Annotated in this window: 22 protein-coding genes; 15 read left to right on the forward strand and 7 right to left on the reverse strand. The window is 68.0% G+C overall.

Annotated features, from left to right (window positions below; translation table 11 throughout):
- Positions 1 to 51 precede the first annotated feature (51 nt).
- Positions 52 to 633: an FMN-dependent NADH-azoreductase gene (locus tag F3H57_RS05370; RefSeq protein WP_149754826.1), complete on the reverse strand. Its 582-nt coding sequence runs from the start codon at positions 631 to 633 to the stop codon at positions 52 to 54.
- A 127-nt stretch (positions 634 to 760) separates the two neighbouring features.
- Between F3H57_RS05370 and F3H57_RS05375 the strand changes: the two genes are divergently transcribed.
- Positions 761 to 1,642, forward strand: a complete 882-nt coding sequence (locus F3H57_RS05375; protein WP_149754827.1) for a LysR family transcriptional regulator — start codon at positions 761 to 763, stop codon at positions 1,640 to 1,642.
- Positions 1,635 to 2,540 carry a DMT family transporter gene (locus F3H57_RS05380; RefSeq protein ID WP_223162970.1) on the forward strand — a complete coding sequence of 302 codons (906 nt, stop codon included), beginning with the start codon at positions 1,635 to 1,637 and terminating at the stop codon, positions 2,538 to 2,540. The genes F3H57_RS05375 and F3H57_RS05380 overlap by 8 nt, the downstream gene beginning before the upstream one ends.
- Positions 2,541 to 2,585: 45 nt before the next feature.
- Here F3H57_RS05380 and F3H57_RS05385 read toward each other — a convergent pair whose 3' ends face one another.
- Positions 2,586 to 2,930: an ArsR/SmtB family transcription factor gene (locus tag F3H57_RS05385; protein WP_149754828.1), complete on the reverse strand. Its 345-nt coding sequence runs from the start codon at positions 2,928 to 2,930 to the stop codon at positions 2,586 to 2,588.
- A 263-nt stretch (positions 2,931 to 3,193) separates the two neighbouring features.
- On the opposite strand from F3H57_RS05385, the gene F3H57_RS05390 reads away from it, so the two are divergent.
- The 12 genes from F3H57_RS05390 to thpR all read left to right on the forward strand — a co-directional run bounded on the left by F3H57_RS05390 (position 3,194) and on the right by thpR (position 11,519).
- Positions 3,194 to 3,727: an OmpA family protein gene (locus tag F3H57_RS05390; protein ID WP_149754829.1), complete on the forward strand. Its 534-nt coding sequence runs from the start codon at positions 3,194 to 3,196 to the stop codon at positions 3,725 to 3,727.
- A gap of 136 nt (positions 3,728 to 3,863) precedes the next feature.
- On the forward strand, positions 3,864 to 4,133 hold the full coding sequence (locus F3H57_RS05395) for a hypothetical protein (protein WP_149754830.1): 270 nt from the start codon (positions 3,864 to 3,866) through the stop codon (positions 4,131 to 4,133).
- Between the two features lie 291 nt (positions 4,134 to 4,424).
- Positions 4,425 to 4,775, forward strand: a complete 351-nt coding sequence (locus F3H57_RS05400; RefSeq protein WP_149754831.1) for an AtpZ/AtpI family protein — start codon at positions 4,425 to 4,427, stop codon at positions 4,773 to 4,775.
- Positions 4,768 to 5,556, forward strand: a complete 789-nt coding sequence (locus tag F3H57_RS05405; protein ID WP_149754832.1) for a F0F1 ATP synthase subunit A — start codon at positions 4,768 to 4,770, stop codon at positions 5,554 to 5,556. The genes F3H57_RS05400 and F3H57_RS05405 overlap by 8 nt, the downstream gene beginning before the upstream one ends.
- Before the next feature lie 91 nt (positions 5,557 to 5,647).
- Positions 5,648 to 5,872, forward strand: coding sequence for a F0F1 ATP synthase subunit C (locus tag F3H57_RS05410; RefSeq protein WP_072775827.1), 225 nt, complete (start codon positions 5,648 to 5,650; stop codon positions 5,870 to 5,872).
- Positions 5,873 to 5,952: 80 nt separating this feature from the next.
- Positions 5,953 to 6,504, forward strand: a complete 552-nt coding sequence (locus F3H57_RS05415; protein ID WP_149754833.1) for a F0F1 ATP synthase subunit B' — start codon at positions 5,953 to 5,955, stop codon at positions 6,502 to 6,504.
- Between the two features lie 5 nt (positions 6,505 to 6,509).
- A complete protein-coding gene (locus F3H57_RS05420; RefSeq protein WP_149754834.1) occupies positions 6,510 to 7,067 on the forward strand; it encodes a F0F1 ATP synthase subunit B in 558 nt (185 codons plus the stop codon).
- Between the two features lie 206 nt (positions 7,068 to 7,273).
- Positions 7,274 to 8,218, forward strand: coding sequence for an ABC transporter ATP-binding protein (locus F3H57_RS05425; protein WP_149754835.1), 945 nt, complete (start codon positions 7,274 to 7,276; stop codon positions 8,216 to 8,218).
- Positions 8,215 to 8,976 carry an ABC transporter permease gene (locus tag F3H57_RS05430; RefSeq protein WP_149754836.1) on the forward strand — a complete coding sequence of 254 codons (762 nt, stop codon included), beginning with the start codon at positions 8,215 to 8,217 and terminating at the stop codon, positions 8,974 to 8,976. The genes F3H57_RS05425 and F3H57_RS05430 overlap by 4 nt, the downstream gene beginning before the upstream one ends.
- Before the next feature lie 137 nt (positions 8,977 to 9,113).
- On the forward strand, positions 9,114 to 9,533 hold the full coding sequence (locus F3H57_RS05435) for a cupin domain-containing protein (RefSeq protein ID WP_223162971.1): 420 nt from the start codon (positions 9,114 to 9,116) through the stop codon (positions 9,531 to 9,533).
- A gap of 106 nt (positions 9,534 to 9,639) precedes the next feature.
- Positions 9,640 to 10,872 (forward strand): MFS transporter, encoded by a 1,233-nt coding sequence (locus tag F3H57_RS05440; protein ID WP_149754838.1) that lies wholly within the window; start codon positions 9,640 to 9,642, stop codon positions 10,870 to 10,872.
- A 101-nt stretch (positions 10,873 to 10,973) separates the two neighbouring features.
- A complete protein-coding gene (gene thpR / locus F3H57_RS05445; RefSeq protein ID WP_149754839.1) occupies positions 10,974 to 11,519 on the forward strand; it encodes an RNA 2',3'-cyclic phosphodiesterase in 546 nt (181 codons plus the stop codon).
- A gap of 14 nt (positions 11,520 to 11,533) precedes the next feature.
- Here the strand turns inward: thpR and F3H57_RS05450 are convergent, their stop codons facing one another.
- Positions 11,534 to 12,085, reverse strand: a complete 552-nt coding sequence (locus tag F3H57_RS05450) for a 2OG-Fe(II) oxygenase (RefSeq protein ID WP_149754840.1) — start codon at positions 12,083 to 12,085, stop codon at positions 11,534 to 11,536.
- A 105-nt stretch (positions 12,086 to 12,190) separates the two neighbouring features.
- Entirely contained in the window at positions 12,191 to 12,784 is a 594-nt protein-coding gene (gene wrbA / locus F3H57_RS05455) for an NAD(P)H:quinone oxidoreductase (protein ID WP_149754841.1), read from the reverse strand.
- A gap of 137 nt (positions 12,785 to 12,921) precedes the next feature.
- Here wrbA and F3H57_RS05460 point away from each other — a divergent pair, with 137 nt between their 5' ends.
- Positions 12,922 to 13,311 (forward strand): metallopeptidase family protein, encoded by a 390-nt coding sequence (locus F3H57_RS05460; RefSeq protein ID WP_149754842.1) that lies wholly within the window; start codon positions 12,922 to 12,924, stop codon positions 13,309 to 13,311.
- An 11-nt stretch (positions 13,312 to 13,322) separates the two neighbouring features.
- Here F3H57_RS05460 and F3H57_RS05465 read toward each other — a convergent pair whose 3' ends face one another.
- The 3 genes from F3H57_RS05465 to F3H57_RS05475 form a co-directional block, all read right to left on the reverse strand.
- Complete coding sequence (locus F3H57_RS05465; RefSeq protein ID WP_149754843.1) at positions 13,323 to 14,471, reverse strand: alkane 1-monooxygenase; 1,149 nt, start codon at positions 14,469 to 14,471, stop codon at positions 13,323 to 13,325.
- Positions 14,472 to 14,614: 143 nt separating this feature from the next.
- Entirely contained in the window at positions 14,615 to 14,827 is a 213-nt protein-coding gene (locus F3H57_RS05470) for a hypervirulence associated TUDOR domain-containing protein (RefSeq protein WP_188129602.1), read from the reverse strand.
- A 65-nt stretch (positions 14,828 to 14,892) separates the two neighbouring features.
- Positions 14,893 to 15,591 (reverse strand): DUF4336 domain-containing protein, encoded by a 699-nt coding sequence (locus tag F3H57_RS05475; protein WP_149754845.1) that lies wholly within the window; start codon positions 15,589 to 15,591, stop codon positions 14,893 to 14,895.
- Position 15,592: the final 1 nt, after the last annotated feature.

Here is a 15,592-nt window from a genome sequence, read left to right on the forward strand (position 1 = left end):
CGGGCCCAAGCCCGCCCGACCATGGTCATCGACCGCCGGCGCGGGCGCCGCTCAGGCGGCGAGGCGGTCGACCTCGGCCTCGGCGGCCGCGAGCGTCGCCTCGGCATCGAGCGCGAGCCGGTCGGCGGAGACGAAGGTCACGTCGGTGATGCCGATGAAACCCAGCATGTGCCGCACGTAACCGGTCGCGAAGTCGATCTCGGAGCCGGTCTGCGTGCCGCCCGAGGCGACCGCGACCACCGCGCGTTTACCGGGCAACAGACCTTCGGGGCCGTCCTCGGTGTACCGGAAAGTGACGCCGGCGCGGGCGACCATGTCGATCCAGGCCTTGAACGCCGCCGGCACGCCGAAATTGTAGATCGGCAGACCGATGACCAGCGTATCCGCCGCCTTGAGCTCTGAAACCAGCGTGTCGGACAGCGCGAGCGTGGCGCGCTGGGAGTCGTCCCGCTGGTCGGCGGGGGTGAAGTTGGCACCGATCCAGGCCTCGTCGAGCAGCGGCAGCGGTGTGGCGAGATCGCGGTGGGTCACCGTCTCGGGCGCCAGGCGCGCGACGATCCGGTCGGTCAGGCGGCGCGAGACGGAGCCGTCGCGACGGACGGAAGCGTCGATGCGCAGAACGTGGGTGGTCATGGAAGGTCTCCTGTCGGAAAGGCGCGGCGGCGCCGGGATGCTCCCCAGATGCGCCATTGCATTTCCACACACAATTGCGGAAAAAGAACAGCGTGTGTGACCTTGCGCACATAAGCGGGAGAGGCCGATGGAGAACTGGGACGAGATCCGCACCGCCTTCCAGGTCGCGCGCCGCGGCACCGTGTCGGGCGCGGCGGAGGAACTGGGCGTGCACCATGCCACCGTGATCCGCCATATCGACTCGCTCGAGGGGCGGCTCGGCGTCAAGCTGTTCCAGCGCCATGCCCGCGGCTACACGCCGACCGAGGCCGGCGAGGATCTGATGCGCGTGGCGCAGACCACCGACGAGCAGTTCCACCAGCTTTCGGGCCGGATCAAGGGGCGCGGATCGGACGTCTCGGGCGACCTGCTGGTGACCTCGCTGGTGTCGTTCTCCACACTCATGGTCCCGGCGTTGGCGACCTTTCGGGCGAAGTATCCGGACGTTCGCGTGCGCTACATGACCGACGAACGGGTGTTCCGGCTGGAATACGGCGAGGCGCACGTGGCTCTGCGCGCGGGCAGCGCCCCGCAGGAGCCTGACAACGTTGCGCAGCGCTTCGCCAGCGAACCTGTGGCACTCTATGCCTCGCAGGACTATCTCAAGCGGCGTGGCACGCCGAAGACCGTCGAGGACCTCGCCGAGCACGATTTCGTCGGACCGGAGAACCTCGAGAGCCGCGCGCCGTTCATTCAGTGGCAGCGCCGGCACGTCCCCGACGAACGGGTGGTGTTCCGATCGACGGACCCCAGGGTCACCGAACAGGCGGTGCTGGTCGGCGCCGGAATCGGCTTCTATGTGCAGCGGGAGGCCAGACGCCACACGTCGCTGGTGGAGATCATGCCGCCGCAGGACGAGTGGACGACGCCGCTCTGGCTTGTCACCCATGTCGATCTGCACCGCACGGCGAAGGTGCAGGCGTTCCTCAAGCATCTGAAGGATTTCGCCCAGACCGCGGCCGATGTCTGAGGCGCTCGCCCCGGGGCGCGACACGGGGCTGCGCGGGCACCTCGCCATGCTCGCCTTTTCCGCGCTTGTGGCGGGATCCTTCTCACTCGGTGGGTTGGCGGCGCCGCATATCGCGCCAGAGGCGTTCAACGCGGTGAGATTCGCCATCGCCGCCGCCTGCGTCTGGGCGCTGCTGCGCGCGCAGGGGCCGGTGGGCTGGGCGGCCTTCGCCGCGCCCTGGCGCTATGTCGTGCTGGCCGCGCTCTTCGCGGGCTATTTCGTGACGATGTTCGAGGGGCTGCGCACCGCGGTGCCGGTATCGCTGTCGGCGGTGTTCACGCTGACCCCGGCGATGTCGGCGCTGTTCGGCTGGTGGCTCTTGCGCCAGCGCACGACGCCGCGGATGGCGCTGGCGCTGGCCATCGGCGGCGCCGGGGCGCTGTGGGTGGTGTTCCGCGGCGATCCCGCGCGGCTTCTCGCGCTCGAAATCGGCCGGGGCGAGGCGATCTACTTCGTCGGCTGCGCGGCGCACGCGCTCTATACCCCGCTCCTGCGGCGGTGGAGCCGGGGCGAGCCGGCATTGGCTGTCAATGCCGGCGTGCTGAGCGCGGGTACGGTTCTGCTGTGGCTCTGGGGCTGGCAGGCGATTGCGGCGACCGACTGGGCGGCGCTGCCCGGGATCGTCTGGGCGACGCTGCTCTACACCGCGCTGGTGGCGACGGCCCTGACCTTCGCGCTGCTGCGTTACGGGGCGCTGCGGCTGCCCTCGGCCAAGGTCATGGCCTATACCTACCTCGTGCCGAGCTGGGTGCTCCTGTGGGACCACGGGCTCGGCCAGGCCGTGCCGGGCTTTCAGGCGATCGCCGGCGGCGGGCTGACGGTGGTGGCACTGCTGCTGCTTCTGCGCGACGACGGCTAGGGCAACGGTGGGCGGATTGGCCACCTTTCGGAAGCCGCCGCGCGCTCAGTCGGCGTCCGAGTCCGAAAGCTCGCCCGCGAGGAATCGCTCGAATGCCTCGAGATTCACGGGCTCGAACTGCCCGAATCCCTGCATCCAGACCGAGGCCGGGCGCAGCGCGTCGGGTTCGAGCTGGCACCAGCGCAGCCGCCCGCGGCGATCCTGGCTGATCAGCCCGGCCTGGGCGAGGATCGACAGGTGCCTGGACACCGCCGCAAGCGAGATGTCGAAGGCCGCCGCGACATCCGAGACCGCCATGTCGTCCTCCAGCAGCAGCGACAGGATCCGCCGCCGCGTCGGATCCGCCAGCGCCGCGAAGACGAGGTCGAGCGACGCGCCCCGCTCAGCCATGCGCTGATTCGCTCCGGATAGCCGGGTTGGCCGGGCCGGAGGAGGGATTTGCGCGGAAAAACGCCCAAAAAACCGACATTGGCGGGTGCGGGGTCAAGATTTCTCCTCGGCGTGGCTAGGCTGGGAATGCATACTATACTGGTGCGGGTGTCGCGACGGCAAAGCCGGGTGCGCCCCGGGCCGGTGCCGTGCCCAGACCCTTGCGACGCCCGGAGCGGTCTTCCGGGCGCCGACGATGACATCAGGACGACGAGGATTTCCCCATGACCTATCTTTCCCGACTTCTGGCCGCCGGGGCCGTGGCCATGGCGGCCCTGCCGGCCGCCGCGCAGGACGCCGAAGGCACCCGCGCTTGCGGCGTCTACGTGTTCTTCAACAGCGGTCAGGCCGAGGTCGATCCCGCGGGCCGGGACGTTCTGATCGAATACGCCCGCACCAACCCGGGCGCGCGCCTGACGGTGACGGGTTATTCCGACGCGGCCGGCAATGCCGCAGCCAATCAGGCCCTCTCGCTTCGCCGCGCCCAGAGCGTCGCCTCCGCGTTGAGCGGCACGACGATCCTGGCGGTCACCGGCGCCGGCGAGGCGGTGCGCCCGGGCACCTCCGGACCGAACGATCCCTCCAACCGCCGCGTCGAGGCGCTGCGCGAGGATTGCGGCGGCGTGCCTGGCCCAGCCACTGCCAATGCAGGTGTGGTCGCGGGTGTCGGCATCGGCGCGATCGCCGTCGGTGCAGCGCTGGCCGGTGATGACGACGATGGCGTTTCGAGCCCCGGTACCACCACCGGAACGCAGTAGACGGGTTGACTCAATCGCGCAAAAAGGCAACAGCGGAAGAGGAACTTGCGAATTTCTTGTGGCGTCTGGCGGGCGATTCCGTCTATGGCTGCGGGTAGTGAGTGAGGAACTCCAACTCAGAAGAGAGAGATACGGAATGAAGACTTCGATCAAGGCACTGGTCGCGTCCGTCGCGGCTCTCGCCGCAGTTTCGCCGGCCTTCGCCGGTGGCAAGGGCGATATCGTTCTCGAGCCGCAGGTGGTTGCCGAGGAAGAGGAAATCGTCCCCGCAGTTCCCTCGCTGCCGATCGTGGCTATCGCGGCCGGTGCTGGCGTGCTGGGATGCGCCGTCGCTGACTGCTTCGGCGACGACGACGATGACGGCTCGGAGTCCCCGACGCCTCCGACCACGACCACGACCAATTGATTCTGGTACGTCTGTAGGGGCTGAAGTAATTCGCCCGAGCAAGAAAAGCGCGTCCATCGTTGGGCGCGCTTTTTTGTTGTGAGGTCGAGACCGGTGGATATTCAACGAAACGGTTGAATATGGCCGTGCGTGCGCCCGGCCGCGACTCTGCGCGAAACGCTGCTGGGTGAAGACTCATTTCCCGTTTTTATTTCAGGGCGTTACGATCCAACGCGAAGACGTCCGCGATGACTTGACTTGCGCCGGGGCGCGGCATAGCACTCCCGCGACGCTCAGACCGGGGGACGACAGGTGACCGAACCCGACCCGAAAGCCCGCATGGCCGCGCTCGAGGCGCGGATCCGCAAGGCCAAGGGGGAGGCGGCGCCGCAGAAGCGCCACCAGGACGAGCATCACAGTCAGGCGCAGCTCGCCTGGCGCATGGTGATAGAGCTGGTGGCGGGACTCGGCATCGGCTTCGGCATCGGGTACGGGCTGGATGTCCTGTTCGGGACGCTGCCCTTCCTGATGGTGATATTCACGCTGTTGGGCTTCGTGGCCGGCGTAAAGACGATGATACGCTCCGCGAACGAAATACAGCGCAAGGGTTTGTTGGACGCAGGCGGAGACGCCGCCGAGAACGGGGAAGACGGGCATGGCTGAGACAACGGGCGCGGCAAACGGGGCCGAAGCGGCGCATGGCGAAGGCGGCGGGCTGGTGTTCCACCCGATGGACCAGTTCATCGTCAAACCGCTCTTCGGATCGGCTGGCGATCCGGTCGGCTGGCTGACCGTGACCAACGTCACGCTGTGGATCGCGCTTGCCGTGCTGTGCGTCATCGCGCTGATGGTGCTGGGCACCTCGGGCCGCGGCATCGTGCCGGGCCGGGTGCAGTCGGTGGCCGAACTGGCCTACGGCTTCGTCTACAAGATGGTCGAGGACGTGTCGGGCCGCGACGGTGTGAAGTACTTCCCCTACATCATGACCCTGTTCATGTTCATCGTCTTCGCCAATTTCCTCGGGCTGATCCCGATGGCGTTCACCACGACGTCCCACTTCGCGGTGACGGTGGTGCTGGCGCTGGCGGTGTTCCTGACTGTGACGGCGCTCGGCTTCATCAAGCACGGGACGAAATTCCTTCAGCTTTTCTGGGTCTCTTCGGCGCCGCTGGCGCTGCGGCCGGTCCTCGCGGTGATCGAGGTGATCTCGTACTTCGTGCGGCCGGTGAGCCACTCCATCCGTCTTGCCGGTAACCTCATGGCCGGCCACGCGGTGATCAAGGTCTTCGCCGGCTTCGCGGCGATCGCGGCGGTCTCGCCGCTGTCGGTTGTGGCGATCACGGCGATGTACGGGCTGGAGATCCTCGTGGCCTTCATCCAGGCCTACGTCTTCACCATCCTGACCTGCGTCTACCTCAAGGACGCGCTGCATCCGCATCATTGAGACAGCGGTGGGCGGATCGCCCACCCTACGGCGCTGACGCGCCGATACGACCACGCACGCCAACTTCCAATTCTTGCAAGGAGACATCATCATGGAAGGCGATCTCGCACATATCGGCGCAGGCCTCGCGGCAATCGGTTCCGGCGCTGCCGCCATCGGGGTGGGCAACGTCGCGGGCAACTATCTCGCCGGCGCACTGCGTAACCCCTCGGCCGCGGCGTCGCAGACCGCGACCCTCTTCATCGGCATCGCATTCGCGGAAGCGCTGGGCATCTTCGCGTTCCTCGTGTCGCTCCTGCTGATGTTCGCGGTGTAATCACGCCACGATCCGATCGTGCGGGCGGCGGCGCATGGCGGCGCCGCCCCGCGGGACGCAACGATTGACCGGAGGGCGCCATGGCGACCGAACCGATTGACGCCGAAATGGCCGGTGCCTGCGTCGGGCCGAACGGCTCTGCCATCGGCATGCCGCAACTCTGCGCCGACTGGGTGGGGAACCAGGTTGTCTGGCTCGTCCTCGCGCTGGTCGCCATCTACTTCGTGCTGGACCGCGTGGCGCTGCCCCGCATCCAGGCGATCCTGGCCGAGCGCCAGGGCACGATCACCAGCGACCTGGCCAAGGCCGAGGAGCTGAAGGCCGAGGCCGACGAGGCCGAGAAGGCCTACGAGAAGGCGCTGGCCGATGCCCGCGTCGAGGCCCAGAAGATCGCCGACGAGACCCGGGCGGAAATCCGCGGCCAGGTCGAAGAGGCGCAGGCCAAGGCGGACGCGGAGATCGCCGCGAAGACTGCCGAATCGGAAAAGCAGATCGCCGAGATCCGCGCCTCGGCGCTGTCGAACGTGGAGGTCGTCGCCAAGGACACGGCGGAGGCGCTGGTCGCCGCGCTGGGTCTCAGCGCCGACAAGGCCGCGCTCGACGCGGCGGTCGACAAGCGGATCGAGGGGTGAGCACGATGCGGTATCTGACCATTGCAGCGGCCGCGCTGGCGGCTTCGCCCGCGGCGGCGGCGGGAGACGTGTTCTTCTCGCTCAACAACACCGACTTCATCGTGCTTCTGGCCTTCGTGCTGTTCATCGCGGTGCTGATGTACTTCAACGTGCCCGCGATGGTCGGCAAGATGCTCGATCAGCGTGCGGAAGGCATCCAGGGCGAACTCGACGAGGCGCGCACCATCCGCGAGGAAGCGCAGAGCCTCCTGGCCTCCTACGAGCGCAAGCAGCGCGACGTGCAGGAGCAGGCCGACCGCATCGTCGCGCAGGCGCGCGAAGATGCGCGCGCGGCGGCCGAGCAGGCGAAGGTGGACATCGACAAGTCGATCGAACGCCGGCTGGCAGCCGCGGAAGAGCAGATCGCCTCGGCCGAGGCATCGGCGGTCGCCGAAGTGCGCAACCGCGCGGTGAACATCGCCGTTGCTGCGGCGCGCGAGGTGGTGGCCGAGCAGATGACCGCCGAGAAGCAGGCGGAGCTGATCGACGGCTCGATCTCCACGGTGGACCAGCGCCTGAACTGAGGCCGGGTCCTGCGAAGAGTTTTTTCACCCGGCGGTGACGCCGGGTGTTTTCGTTTGCGGGGTGGGCAGATTGCCCACCCTACGGACGGCGCTGGGTGTCGGGGCAGGGCGCCCGCCGCCCGCGCACAGACGGCAGGGCCGGATCGCACATTGGCGCGAGGCCGCGCAGTCGCTACCTGTAGCGCGCAACGAATAAGGAGCCCCGCATGGCGCCGATGGTGGAGATACGCGACGCCCGAAAGGTCTATGACGGCGGGTTCGAGGCGCTGAAAGGCGTGACCCTCGACATCGAGGACGGCGAGATCCTGGCGCTGCTGGGGCCGAACGGCGCCGGCAAGACCACGTTGATCTCTTGTATCTGCGGCATCGCGCTGCCCTCGTCCGGCGCGATCCGGGTCGGTGGAAACGACGTGGTGACGGAGTACCGTGCCGCGCGCGACCTGATCGGCCTGGTGCCACAGGAGGTCAATCTCGAGCCGTTCGAGACGGTGTGGAGCACGGTCCGCTTCACCCGCGGCGTCTTTGGCAAGCGGCGCGACGATGCGCTGCTCGAAGACCTGCTCAAGCAACTCTCGCTCTGGGACAAGCGCAACGCCAAGATCAAGGAACTGTCGGGCGGCATGAAGCGCCGGGTGCTGATCGCCAAGGCGCTGAGCCACGAGCCGAAGGTGTTATTCCTCGACGAGCCCACCGCCGGTGTCGACGTGGAATTGCGCCGCGACATGTGGCGCATCGTTGACGGGCTGCGTGCCTCTGGCGTGACGATCATCCTGACCACCCATTACATCGAGGAAGCCGAAGCCATCGCCGACCGCATCGGCGTGATCTCGGGCGGGCAGCTCCTGCTGGTGGAGGAGAAGGCGGCGTTGATGACGCGCCTCGGGCGCAAGGAGCTGCGCATCGACCTGCAGGAGCCGCTGGGCGCGGTACCGGACGCGCTGGCCGAGTTCGACCTCGCGCTCGCGGACGACGGTCACACGCTGGTCTACAGCTACGACACCGGGGCGGAGCGCACGGGCATCGCCCGGCTGATGACCGAAATGAATGCGGCGGGCGTGATCCTGAAGGATCTGCGCACCAGCCAGAACACGCTCGAGGACATCTTCGTCAACCTCGTGCACGACGACAGTACCGAGGAGACGGGCGCATGAACTGGATGGCCGTGGGCGCGATCTACCGATTCGAGATGGCGCGCTTCTTCCGCACCATCGTGCAGAGCTTCGTGGCGCCGGTGATCACCACCTCGCTCTACTTCGTCGTGTTCGGCGCCGCCATCGGCAGCCGCATCGACGAGGTCGAGGGCGTCAGCTACGGCGCCTTCATCGTGCCCGGGCTGGTGATGCTGTCGGTGATGACGCAGGCGATTTCCAACGCCTCCTTCGGCATCTACTTCCCGAAATTCATCGGCACGATCTACGAGCTGCTGTCGGCACCGATCAACTTCCTTGAAATCGTCACCGGCTATGTCGGCGCGGCGGCGACCAAGGCGTTGTTCATCGGCGTGGTGATCCTGGTAACCGCGTCGATGTTCGTGCCGCTTCGGGTGGAGCATCCGGTGGCAATGGTCGCGTTCCTGATGCTGACCTGCCTGAGCTTCGCGCTCATGGGGTTCATCATCGGCATCTGGGCGTCGAACTTCGAACAATTGCAGCTGGTGCCGCTTCTGGTGGTCACGCCGCTGATCTTCCTCGGGGGCGCGTTCTACTCGATCTCCATGCTGCCTGAGTTCTGGCAGAAGGTCGCGCTGCTCAATCCGGTCGTCTATCTGATCTCGGGCTTCCGCTGGGCGTTCTACGGGCTGGCGGACGTCCCGGTGCTGGTGAGCCTCCTGGCCATCGCGGGGTTCACCGCGCTCTGCCTCGCGGCGATATGGCGGATCTTCCAGACCGGCTGGCGCCTGCGCGCCTGACCCGTCCGTTTGCGACGATCCTGTCGGTTCCGGGCCGCCCGGAACCGACGCCGCCTCGTCGCGCATGAGCGCGACCGCCTGTCGCCGGTGTGTCATCTTTTCGGGACAAGGAACGACGCGCGACGGAGGACATGCGGATGGCGCTTGCGGATCTGGAGATGGCGGCCTGGGCCGCGGCCCTGCCGGTGGTGGCGAACGCGGATCACGCCCCGCTTGAGGGCGGCGAGGACCCGGCCTTCGGCACTGTCCGCTGGCGCACCCTGTTCTCGGCCGACCGGACCGACACGGCGGCCATGACGCTCGGCGTGGCGGAGTTCGGCGCGGAGGGCACGCTGCGCCCGCACCGGCACACGCCGGCGGAGTTCTATTTCGGTCTCGCCGGATCGGGCGTCGTCACCATCGACGGGGTGGCGCACGCCATCGGGTCAGGCGTGGCGCTCTTCATCCCCGGCGACGCGGAGCATGACGTGGTGGCGGGGCCGGACGGGCTGCGCTTCCTCTACGGCTTCCCGCGCGACCGGTTCTCGGACGTGGAATACCGGTTCACCGGCAGCTGAGGGCGGGGCGCGGCGCTGCGCTCCGAAGGACGCTTGCGACCGCACCGGCCCGAGGCGGGCGCGTTTTGCGCTCGCCAAGCAACGGCGGTTTGCCTAATCCTCGGCCATGACCCGGATCGTCCCGCTTGGCGATGCCCGCCACTTGCCGTTCTGGCAGCGTCCCGTGACGCTGCTCTTCCTGATGGCCATCGCCATGCCGCTGTCCTTCGCGACATGGTCGGCGCTTCTGAACAACTTCGTGGTGGAGGCGGCGGATTTCGACGGCGCCGATATCGGCTGGCTGCACACGGTTCGCGAGATCCCCGGTTTTCTCGCCATCGGCGTGATCGCCCTCATCGTCTTCATGCGCGAACAGACGCTGGCGCTGGTGTCGCTGGCGCTGCTCGGCGCGGCGACAGCGGTGACGGCCTGGTTCCCGTCGCTGGGCGGAATCCTGACGATCACCATGCTCAGCTCCATCGGCTTTCACTACTACGAGACGGTGAACCAGTCGCTGCAGCTGCAATGGCTGCCGAAGGACCGCGCGCCGCAGATGCTGGGCCTGATCCTCGCCGCGGCGTCGGCGGCCACGCTCGTCGCCTATGTCGCCATCGTGCTGACCTGGGAGACGTTCGATCTGTCGTACAACTTCGTCTACCTCGTCTCGGGCGGGCTGACGCTGGCGATTACCGCCTATTGCGCGCTGGCGATGCCGCGGATCGAGGCGCCGAATCCGCAGCTCAAGAGCTTCGTGCTGCGCCGGCGCTACTGGCTCTACTACGCGCTGCAGTTCATGTCGGGCGCGCGGCGGCAGATCTTCATTGTCTTCGCCGGCTTCATGATGGTGGAACGGTTCGGATTCGAGGTGCATGAGGTTACAGCGCTGTTTCTGATCAACCTCGTGGCCAACATGGTGCTCGCGCCGATGATGGGCCTGGCCGTGCACCGGTTCGGGGAACGCAACGCGCTGGCCTTCGAATATGTCGGGCTGGTGGGCGTGTTCCTCGCCTATGGCGGGGTCTACTGGTTCGGCTGGGGCGTGGCGCTGGCGGCGGCGCTCTACGTGATCGATCACCTGTTCTTCGCGCTGGCGCTGGCGCTGAAGACCTATTTCCAGAAGATCGCCGATCCCGGTGACATCGCGCCGACGGCGGCGGTCGCCTTCACCATCAACCACATAGCGGCGGTCTTTCTGCCGGCGCTCTTGGGCTATCTGTGGCTCGTCTCGCCGCAGGCCGTATTCCTGCTGGCGGCCGCCATGGCAGGCACCTCGCTGCTGCTCGCGCTGCTGATCCCCCGGCACCCCGAACCGGGGCACGAGACGGTCTTCGCCGGCGCGCTCGCGACACCGGCGGAGTAGGGCGACCGCGCCCGTAGGCCGGGCGATCTGACCACCCCTGTAAACCGCCGGCGCCGCGCGCTACGAACCGGCCATGACCCATCCCGGAGGAGCCCGAGACCATGCGCGCCTTCATCGCCCTGCCGCTGCCGCCGTCCGACGCCGAGGTGCTGGAGGCGATGGGAGATCGACTCGACGTCGGTCGCACGCTCGAGCCCGAGACCATGCATCTGACGCTCGCCTTTATTGGCGAAGTGCCCGAAGCCGACCTGCGCGAGGCCGCTGACGGTCTTGAGACGCTGGCCCCGCCCGCCTTCACCTACCGCCTGTCCGGGGTGCAGAGCTTCGGAAACGCACAGACCGGGTACGCGCTGGCGCTCGCCGCCGAGGGCGGTGCGCCCCTCCGCGATCTGCACGACCGCATCCGCTCGCGCCTCCACGGTGCCGGTATCACGCTGGAGCGGCGGCGCTTCCGCCCGCACGTCACATTCGCGCGCCTGCCCGGGCGGCTCGACCCGGAGGAGGAGCGCAAGCTCGCCGACTTCCTCAAGCACGAAGCGAACATGACGGTAGAGGATATCCCGGCGGATCGCTTCGTCCTCTACGAATCTTTCCTGACCAAGGCCGGTGCGGTCTACGAAGAGTTGGCGGAGTTCCCGCTCGACTGAGGCGCGTTCGGCGGTCAGCGAAAGGCCGGCCCGTGCGCCCAGATCGTCAGCGACTGGCGCGCACCCTCGGTCACCGGCGTCACCCGGTGCAGCAGGAAGGAGGGGAACAGCGTCGCAGTCCCCTGGTCGCGCGGCGCCTTGATCACACCGGCGCTCGGCATGATCTCCAGCGTTCCTCCCGCGTAATCCGAGAGGGGCGAGAGCTGCACGACCATGGTCAGTTTGCGCCGCCGCGCGTGCGGGCCGTCGCCGATATCGGCGTGCCAGTCGAAATGGCCTTCGCGCTCGGCGCCGTAGCGGGCGACCTGCGCGCTCTCGGCGAACTCGGTGAGGTCGAAGCCGAAGACCGCACGGTTGGCGGCGCGCACCACGTCGACGATCCGGTCCATCACCCAGTCCGCGCCCTCCACCGAGTCGAGCCAGACAAGCTCCGCCCGGCGCTGGTTGTGGTCGCGCCGCGTACCGACCAGCCGCGCATCGGCCGCGGGCGCGACGTCCGCGAGCGCGCGGATGCGGTCGCATTCGGTCGGAGAAAAGGCGTCGGACAGGCTGTGGGTGGCGATCATCGGTCGGCCCGTGGGCAATCAGGGATCGCCCGCGATGCCACGAAAGACGTCGGCGGGCGCGCCGGAAAGCGACGCGCCCGCCCGTTTGCGCCATTGTCCGCCGTATCAGGCGATGAGCTTCTCGGTCTTCTGGACGAGTCGCGTGGCCTGGTGTGCCAGCGCTGCCTTGTCGGTGTCCGACAGCTCGCCCGCGGCCTTGGAGAAACCGTAGGGGTTGCCGCCCGCGTCGAAGATCGACTGGTCGGTATAGCCCGGCGCGACGAGGATGCAGCCCCAGTGCATGAAGGTCACGTGCAGCGACCAGAGCGTGGTTTCGTGCCCGCCGTGCACCGTGTTCGCCGACGTCGCCGCGGTCACCGTCTTGTCGGCGAGCTTGCCCTCCATCCAGAGCGGGCCGAGCGTGTCGATGAAGGCGCGCATCTGGCTGGTGGCGTTGCCGTAGCGCGTTGGCGTGAGGAAGAAGTAGCCGTCGGCCCAGGTCATGTCGTCGTGGCTGACCTCGGGGATATCCGACATCTTCTCGAGCTGCTCTTTCCAGGCGTCCTGGCCCTCCACGACCTCTTTCGGGGCGGTTTCGGGCACGCGGCGCAGGCGGACCTCGGCGCCGGCGGCGGTGGCGGCCTTCTGGACCTCCTGAGCCATCGCGTGATTGGTGCCATAGGTGGAATAGAAAACGATGGTGATCTTCGGTTGGGCCATGATGCTGTTCCCTGTCATTTCAATCTGTCTATGCCTGAAACCCACGGTATAGACGCTGCGTTCCGCGGTGCAGCGCAAAGCATCTGTGCGTCATTGCAGGGCTTTTCCTGTTGCCCCGCGCGGGGCATATCCGGTGGATGACCCGGACCGATCCCGACAGTTTCGAAGCAATGGCCCGCGACGCGCTGGCCGCTTTGCCCTCGCCTTTCGCCGAACGCTCGCGCGACGTGCTCCTGCGGGTGGAGGACTGGCCGGACGCCGACATGCTGGCCGATCTGGGGATGACGGAGCCGCTGGAGCTCACCGGGCTCTACGACGGGATCCCGCTGACCGAGAAGTCGGTGAGCGATCCCGCGCCCTTTCCCGACATCGTGTGGCTCTTCCGCGAGCCGATCCTGGCGGAGTGGCGCGACCGGGGCGACGTTACCTTGCAGGACCTCGTCGCGCACGTGGTGGTGCACGAGATCGCGCATCATTTCGGCTGGTCCGACGACGACATCGCCGAGATCGACCGCTGGTGGGAGTGACCCCGGCCGGTTTAGCGGGGAAGCGGGGTGGCGTGGCGGTTGTAGGGGCGCCAATCCTCGATCTCGGGGTAGAACGTGCGCCGCCAGGCGCGCACGCGCGGGTTCATCACCCGGCGCCAGAGCGGCGGGATCATCGCCGCCATCGTCATCAGGGGGTAGCCGTAAGGGAGCTGCGGCGCCTCCTCCTCGGAATAGTTCTGCAGAAGCGGGAAGCGCCGGTCGGGCTTGTAGTGGTGATCCGAATGGCGCTGCAGGTTGATCAGCAGCCAGTTCGACGCGGTGTAGGCTGCGTTCCAGGAATGGCGCGGTTTGACGTGTTCGTACTTGCCGTCGCCGAGATGTTTCCGCGTCAGCCCGTAATGTTCGATGTAGTTCACCAGTTCGAGCTGCCAGATCGCGACACCGGCCTGCACCAGGAACAACCCCAGCCCGGCCCAGCCACCGAGCGCTGCCGCCGCCAGCAGGCAGCCGCCCTGCAGCGTCCAGTAGACCCAGAACGGGTTGCGGCGATGCGTCCAGGGCAGGCCGCGCCGCGCCAGCATGTCGCGTTCGGCCTTGAAGGCGGAGGTCAGCGATTGCCGCAGCACGCGCGGATAGAAGCGGTGGAAGCCTTCGTTGTAGCGCGCCGTGACCGGATCGCGCGGCGTGCCGACATAGCGGTGGTGGACCAGCAGGTGCTCGGACCGGAAATGCGAGTAGAGCACCATGGCGAGCAAGAGGTCGCCCAGCCGGCGTTCCCACGCATTGCGCTGGTGCATCAGCTCGTGCGCGTAGTTGATGCCGATCGTGCCGGACAGAACGCCCATGCCGAAAAAGACGCCGATCGCCTCGGCGGTGTCCAGATGCCCGGCCCGGGGCACGTACCACAGGAGCGCGAAGAGGCTGGCCGCCTGCGCGGGGACCCAAACGAGCGTGACCAGGCGGTACCAGAAGAGTTGCGACTCCTCGATGGAGGGGTCCGCGTTGTCGGTGTTCAGCCCCAGCGCCGCGTCGAGCGCGGAGAACAGGTACCAGGCCATCAGCGGCGGCAGCAGCACCCAGAGCCCGCCAAGGGCCGCCCCGAGCCAGAGCGCCGGGAGCAGCAGAAGCGACATCCAGAAGGGCAGCGCGGCGGAGAGCCTGCGCACCCGGTCGGCGGGGATAAGGGGGGTATCGGACATGGGCCACCTGGAACTGCACCTGCCGGGACGCTAACGCCGCGGCAGGCCCGTCGCCAAGCGGGTGCGGTGACGCAGCCGCAACGTCACGAGGTCACTGAGGCGCCAGTGCCGCGCCGCGGAACGGCGAGGCGGAGCCGGAGGCCCTACCGCTTGCGCAGTTCGGTGATGGATTTCAGCACTGGCGTACCGTCGCCCTGCCGGATCAGGAAGGCGGGTTCGTTCACGCTCGCCGTCCGCTTCACCTGGTGGCCCTTGATGGTGCGGGTCACGTCCTGCGTGAACCGCTCCTCGATCTCTCCCGAGGCTGTGCCGTTGCCCCAGTCCCATTCCACCCGGTCGCCTTTCGCGTAACCCATCGCCTTCTCCCGCATGTCGCCTGCGGGCCGAAAACCGCGCCGTGGCGCGGGCGGTTCCCGCCGGCTCAGGCGAGCCAGCAGAAGCGCCGTTGCAGGATGCGGGCTGCGTTCCGCTCCACCGGGGTGCCGTGCGCGACGACGAGCCGTTCGGCCGGCCAGGCCAGCAGGCGGCGCACACCGTCCCGCGCGGCAGAGGGGCGGAGGAAGGCGGCGCGGAACTTGCGGGGCATTGCCGGCGCCGGCCCGGTCATGCGGTCGAGCCGCGCAACAAGGCGCCGCCAGCCGGTGAAGCGGCTCTCCTCCATGTTCTGCAGGAGGTCGCAGACCAGCACCGTCGCGCTCTGGCGGTGGAAGAAGACGATCTCGGTCGCGATGAGGTTGCCGCCGATCAGCGCCTGGTCGATGTCGCCGTCCCAGCCCGGGGCCGGCTCAGCGCCGAGCTCGGCGTCGAAGGCCAGGTCGGGCCGTTTCGCGGCGAGCCCGGGGGCCGCGTAGAGGACGGCGTCTGGATAGGCCGCGCGCCACTCGGAGAGGAACGCGTGGTGGAGGCGGTTCGGTGCCACGAGGTGCCGCACCGGGCCGAGCGCATCGACCGCGTGGCGCAGGCCGTCCGTGAGCGCCACCGGGGACCAGACGAAGAGCCCGCCGTCCGAGAGCCGGGCGACAGCCATTCGGGTGGGAAAGCGGAAGCCGGCGGCGCCCTCGACCTGGGGCCCCGCGGCCAGGTGCAGGCCGGGCGCGAAGGGCACGAGCCCCCGGTGCATC

Origin of the sequence: Roseivivax sediminis (assembly GCF_900112685.1) — a bacterium.
GTDB lineage: Bacteria > Pseudomonadota > Alphaproteobacteria > Rhodobacterales > Rhodobacteraceae > Roseivivax > Roseivivax sediminis.

Bases quoted from the DNA above. Each gene is read 5' to 3' on its own strand.
- F3H57_RS05435 (WP_223162971.1), top strand. From the start codon at position 9,114: ATGGCGCTTGCGGATCTGGAGATGGCGGCCTGGGCCGCGGCCCTGCCG.
- F3H57_RS05390 (WP_149754829.1), top strand. From the start codon at position 3,194: ATGACCTATCTTTCCCGACTTCTGGCCGCCGGGGCCGTGGCCATGGCG.
- F3H57_RS05465 (WP_149754843.1), bottom strand. From the start codon at position 14,471: ATGTCCGATACCCCCCTTATCCCCGCCGACCGGGTGCGCAGGCTCTCC.
- F3H57_RS05415 (WP_149754833.1), top strand. From the start codon at position 5,953: ATGGCGACCGAACCGATTGACGCCGAAATGGCCGGTGCCTGCGTCGGG.
- F3H57_RS05450 (WP_149754840.1), bottom strand. From the start codon at position 12,085: ATGATCGCCACCCACAGCCTGTCCGACGCCTTTTCTCCGACCGAATGC.
- F3H57_RS05405 (WP_149754832.1), top strand. From the start codon at position 4,768: ATGGCTGAGACAACGGGCGCGGCAAACGGGGCCGAAGCGGCGCATGGC.
- F3H57_RS05420 (WP_149754834.1), top strand. From the start codon at position 6,510: ATGCGGTATCTGACCATTGCAGCGGCCGCGCTGGCGGCTTCGCCCGCG.
- F3H57_RS05375 (WP_149754827.1), top strand. From the start codon at position 761: ATGGAGAACTGGGACGAGATCCGCACCGCCTTCCAGGTCGCGCGCCGC.
- F3H57_RS05425 (WP_149754835.1), top strand. From the start codon at position 7,274: ATGGCGCCGATGGTGGAGATACGCGACGCCCGAAAGGTCTATGACGGC.
- F3H57_RS05470 (WP_188129602.1), bottom strand. From the start codon at position 14,827: ATGGGTTACGCGAAAGGCGACCGGGTGGAATGGGACTGGGGCAACGGC.
- F3H57_RS05475 (WP_149754845.1), bottom strand. From the start codon at position 15,591: ATGCACCGGGGGCTCGTGCCCTTCGCGCCCGGCCTGCACCTGGCCGCG.
- F3H57_RS05460 (WP_149754842.1), top strand. From the start codon at position 12,922: ATGACCCGGACCGATCCCGACAGTTTCGAAGCAATGGCCCGCGACGCG.
- F3H57_RS05380 (WP_223162970.1), top strand. From the start codon at position 1,635: ATGTCTGAGGCGCTCGCCCCGGGGCGCGACACGGGGCTGCGCGGGCAC.
- F3H57_RS05370 (WP_149754826.1), bottom strand. From the start codon at position 633: ATGACCACCCACGTTCTGCGCATCGACGCTTCCGTCCGTCGCGACGGC.
- F3H57_RS05440 (WP_149754838.1), top strand. From the start codon at position 9,640: ATGACCCGGATCGTCCCGCTTGGCGATGCCCGCCACTTGCCGTTCTGG.
- F3H57_RS05430 (WP_149754836.1), top strand. From the start codon at position 8,215: ATGAACTGGATGGCCGTGGGCGCGATCTACCGATTCGAGATGGCGCGC.
- F3H57_RS05385 (WP_149754828.1), bottom strand. From the start codon at position 2,930: ATGGCTGAGCGGGGCGCGTCGCTCGACCTCGTCTTCGCGGCGCTGGCG.
- F3H57_RS05395 (WP_149754830.1), top strand. From the start codon at position 3,864: ATGAAGACTTCGATCAAGGCACTGGTCGCGTCCGTCGCGGCTCTCGCC.
- F3H57_RS05410 (WP_072775827.1), top strand. From the start codon at position 5,648: ATGGAAGGCGATCTCGCACATATCGGCGCAGGCCTCGCGGCAATCGGT.
- thpR (WP_149754839.1), top strand. From the start codon at position 10,974: ATGCGCGCCTTCATCGCCCTGCCGCTGCCGCCGTCCGACGCCGAGGTG.
- wrbA (WP_149754841.1), bottom strand. From the start codon at position 12,784: ATGGCCCAACCGAAGATCACCATCGTTTTCTATTCCACCTATGGCACC.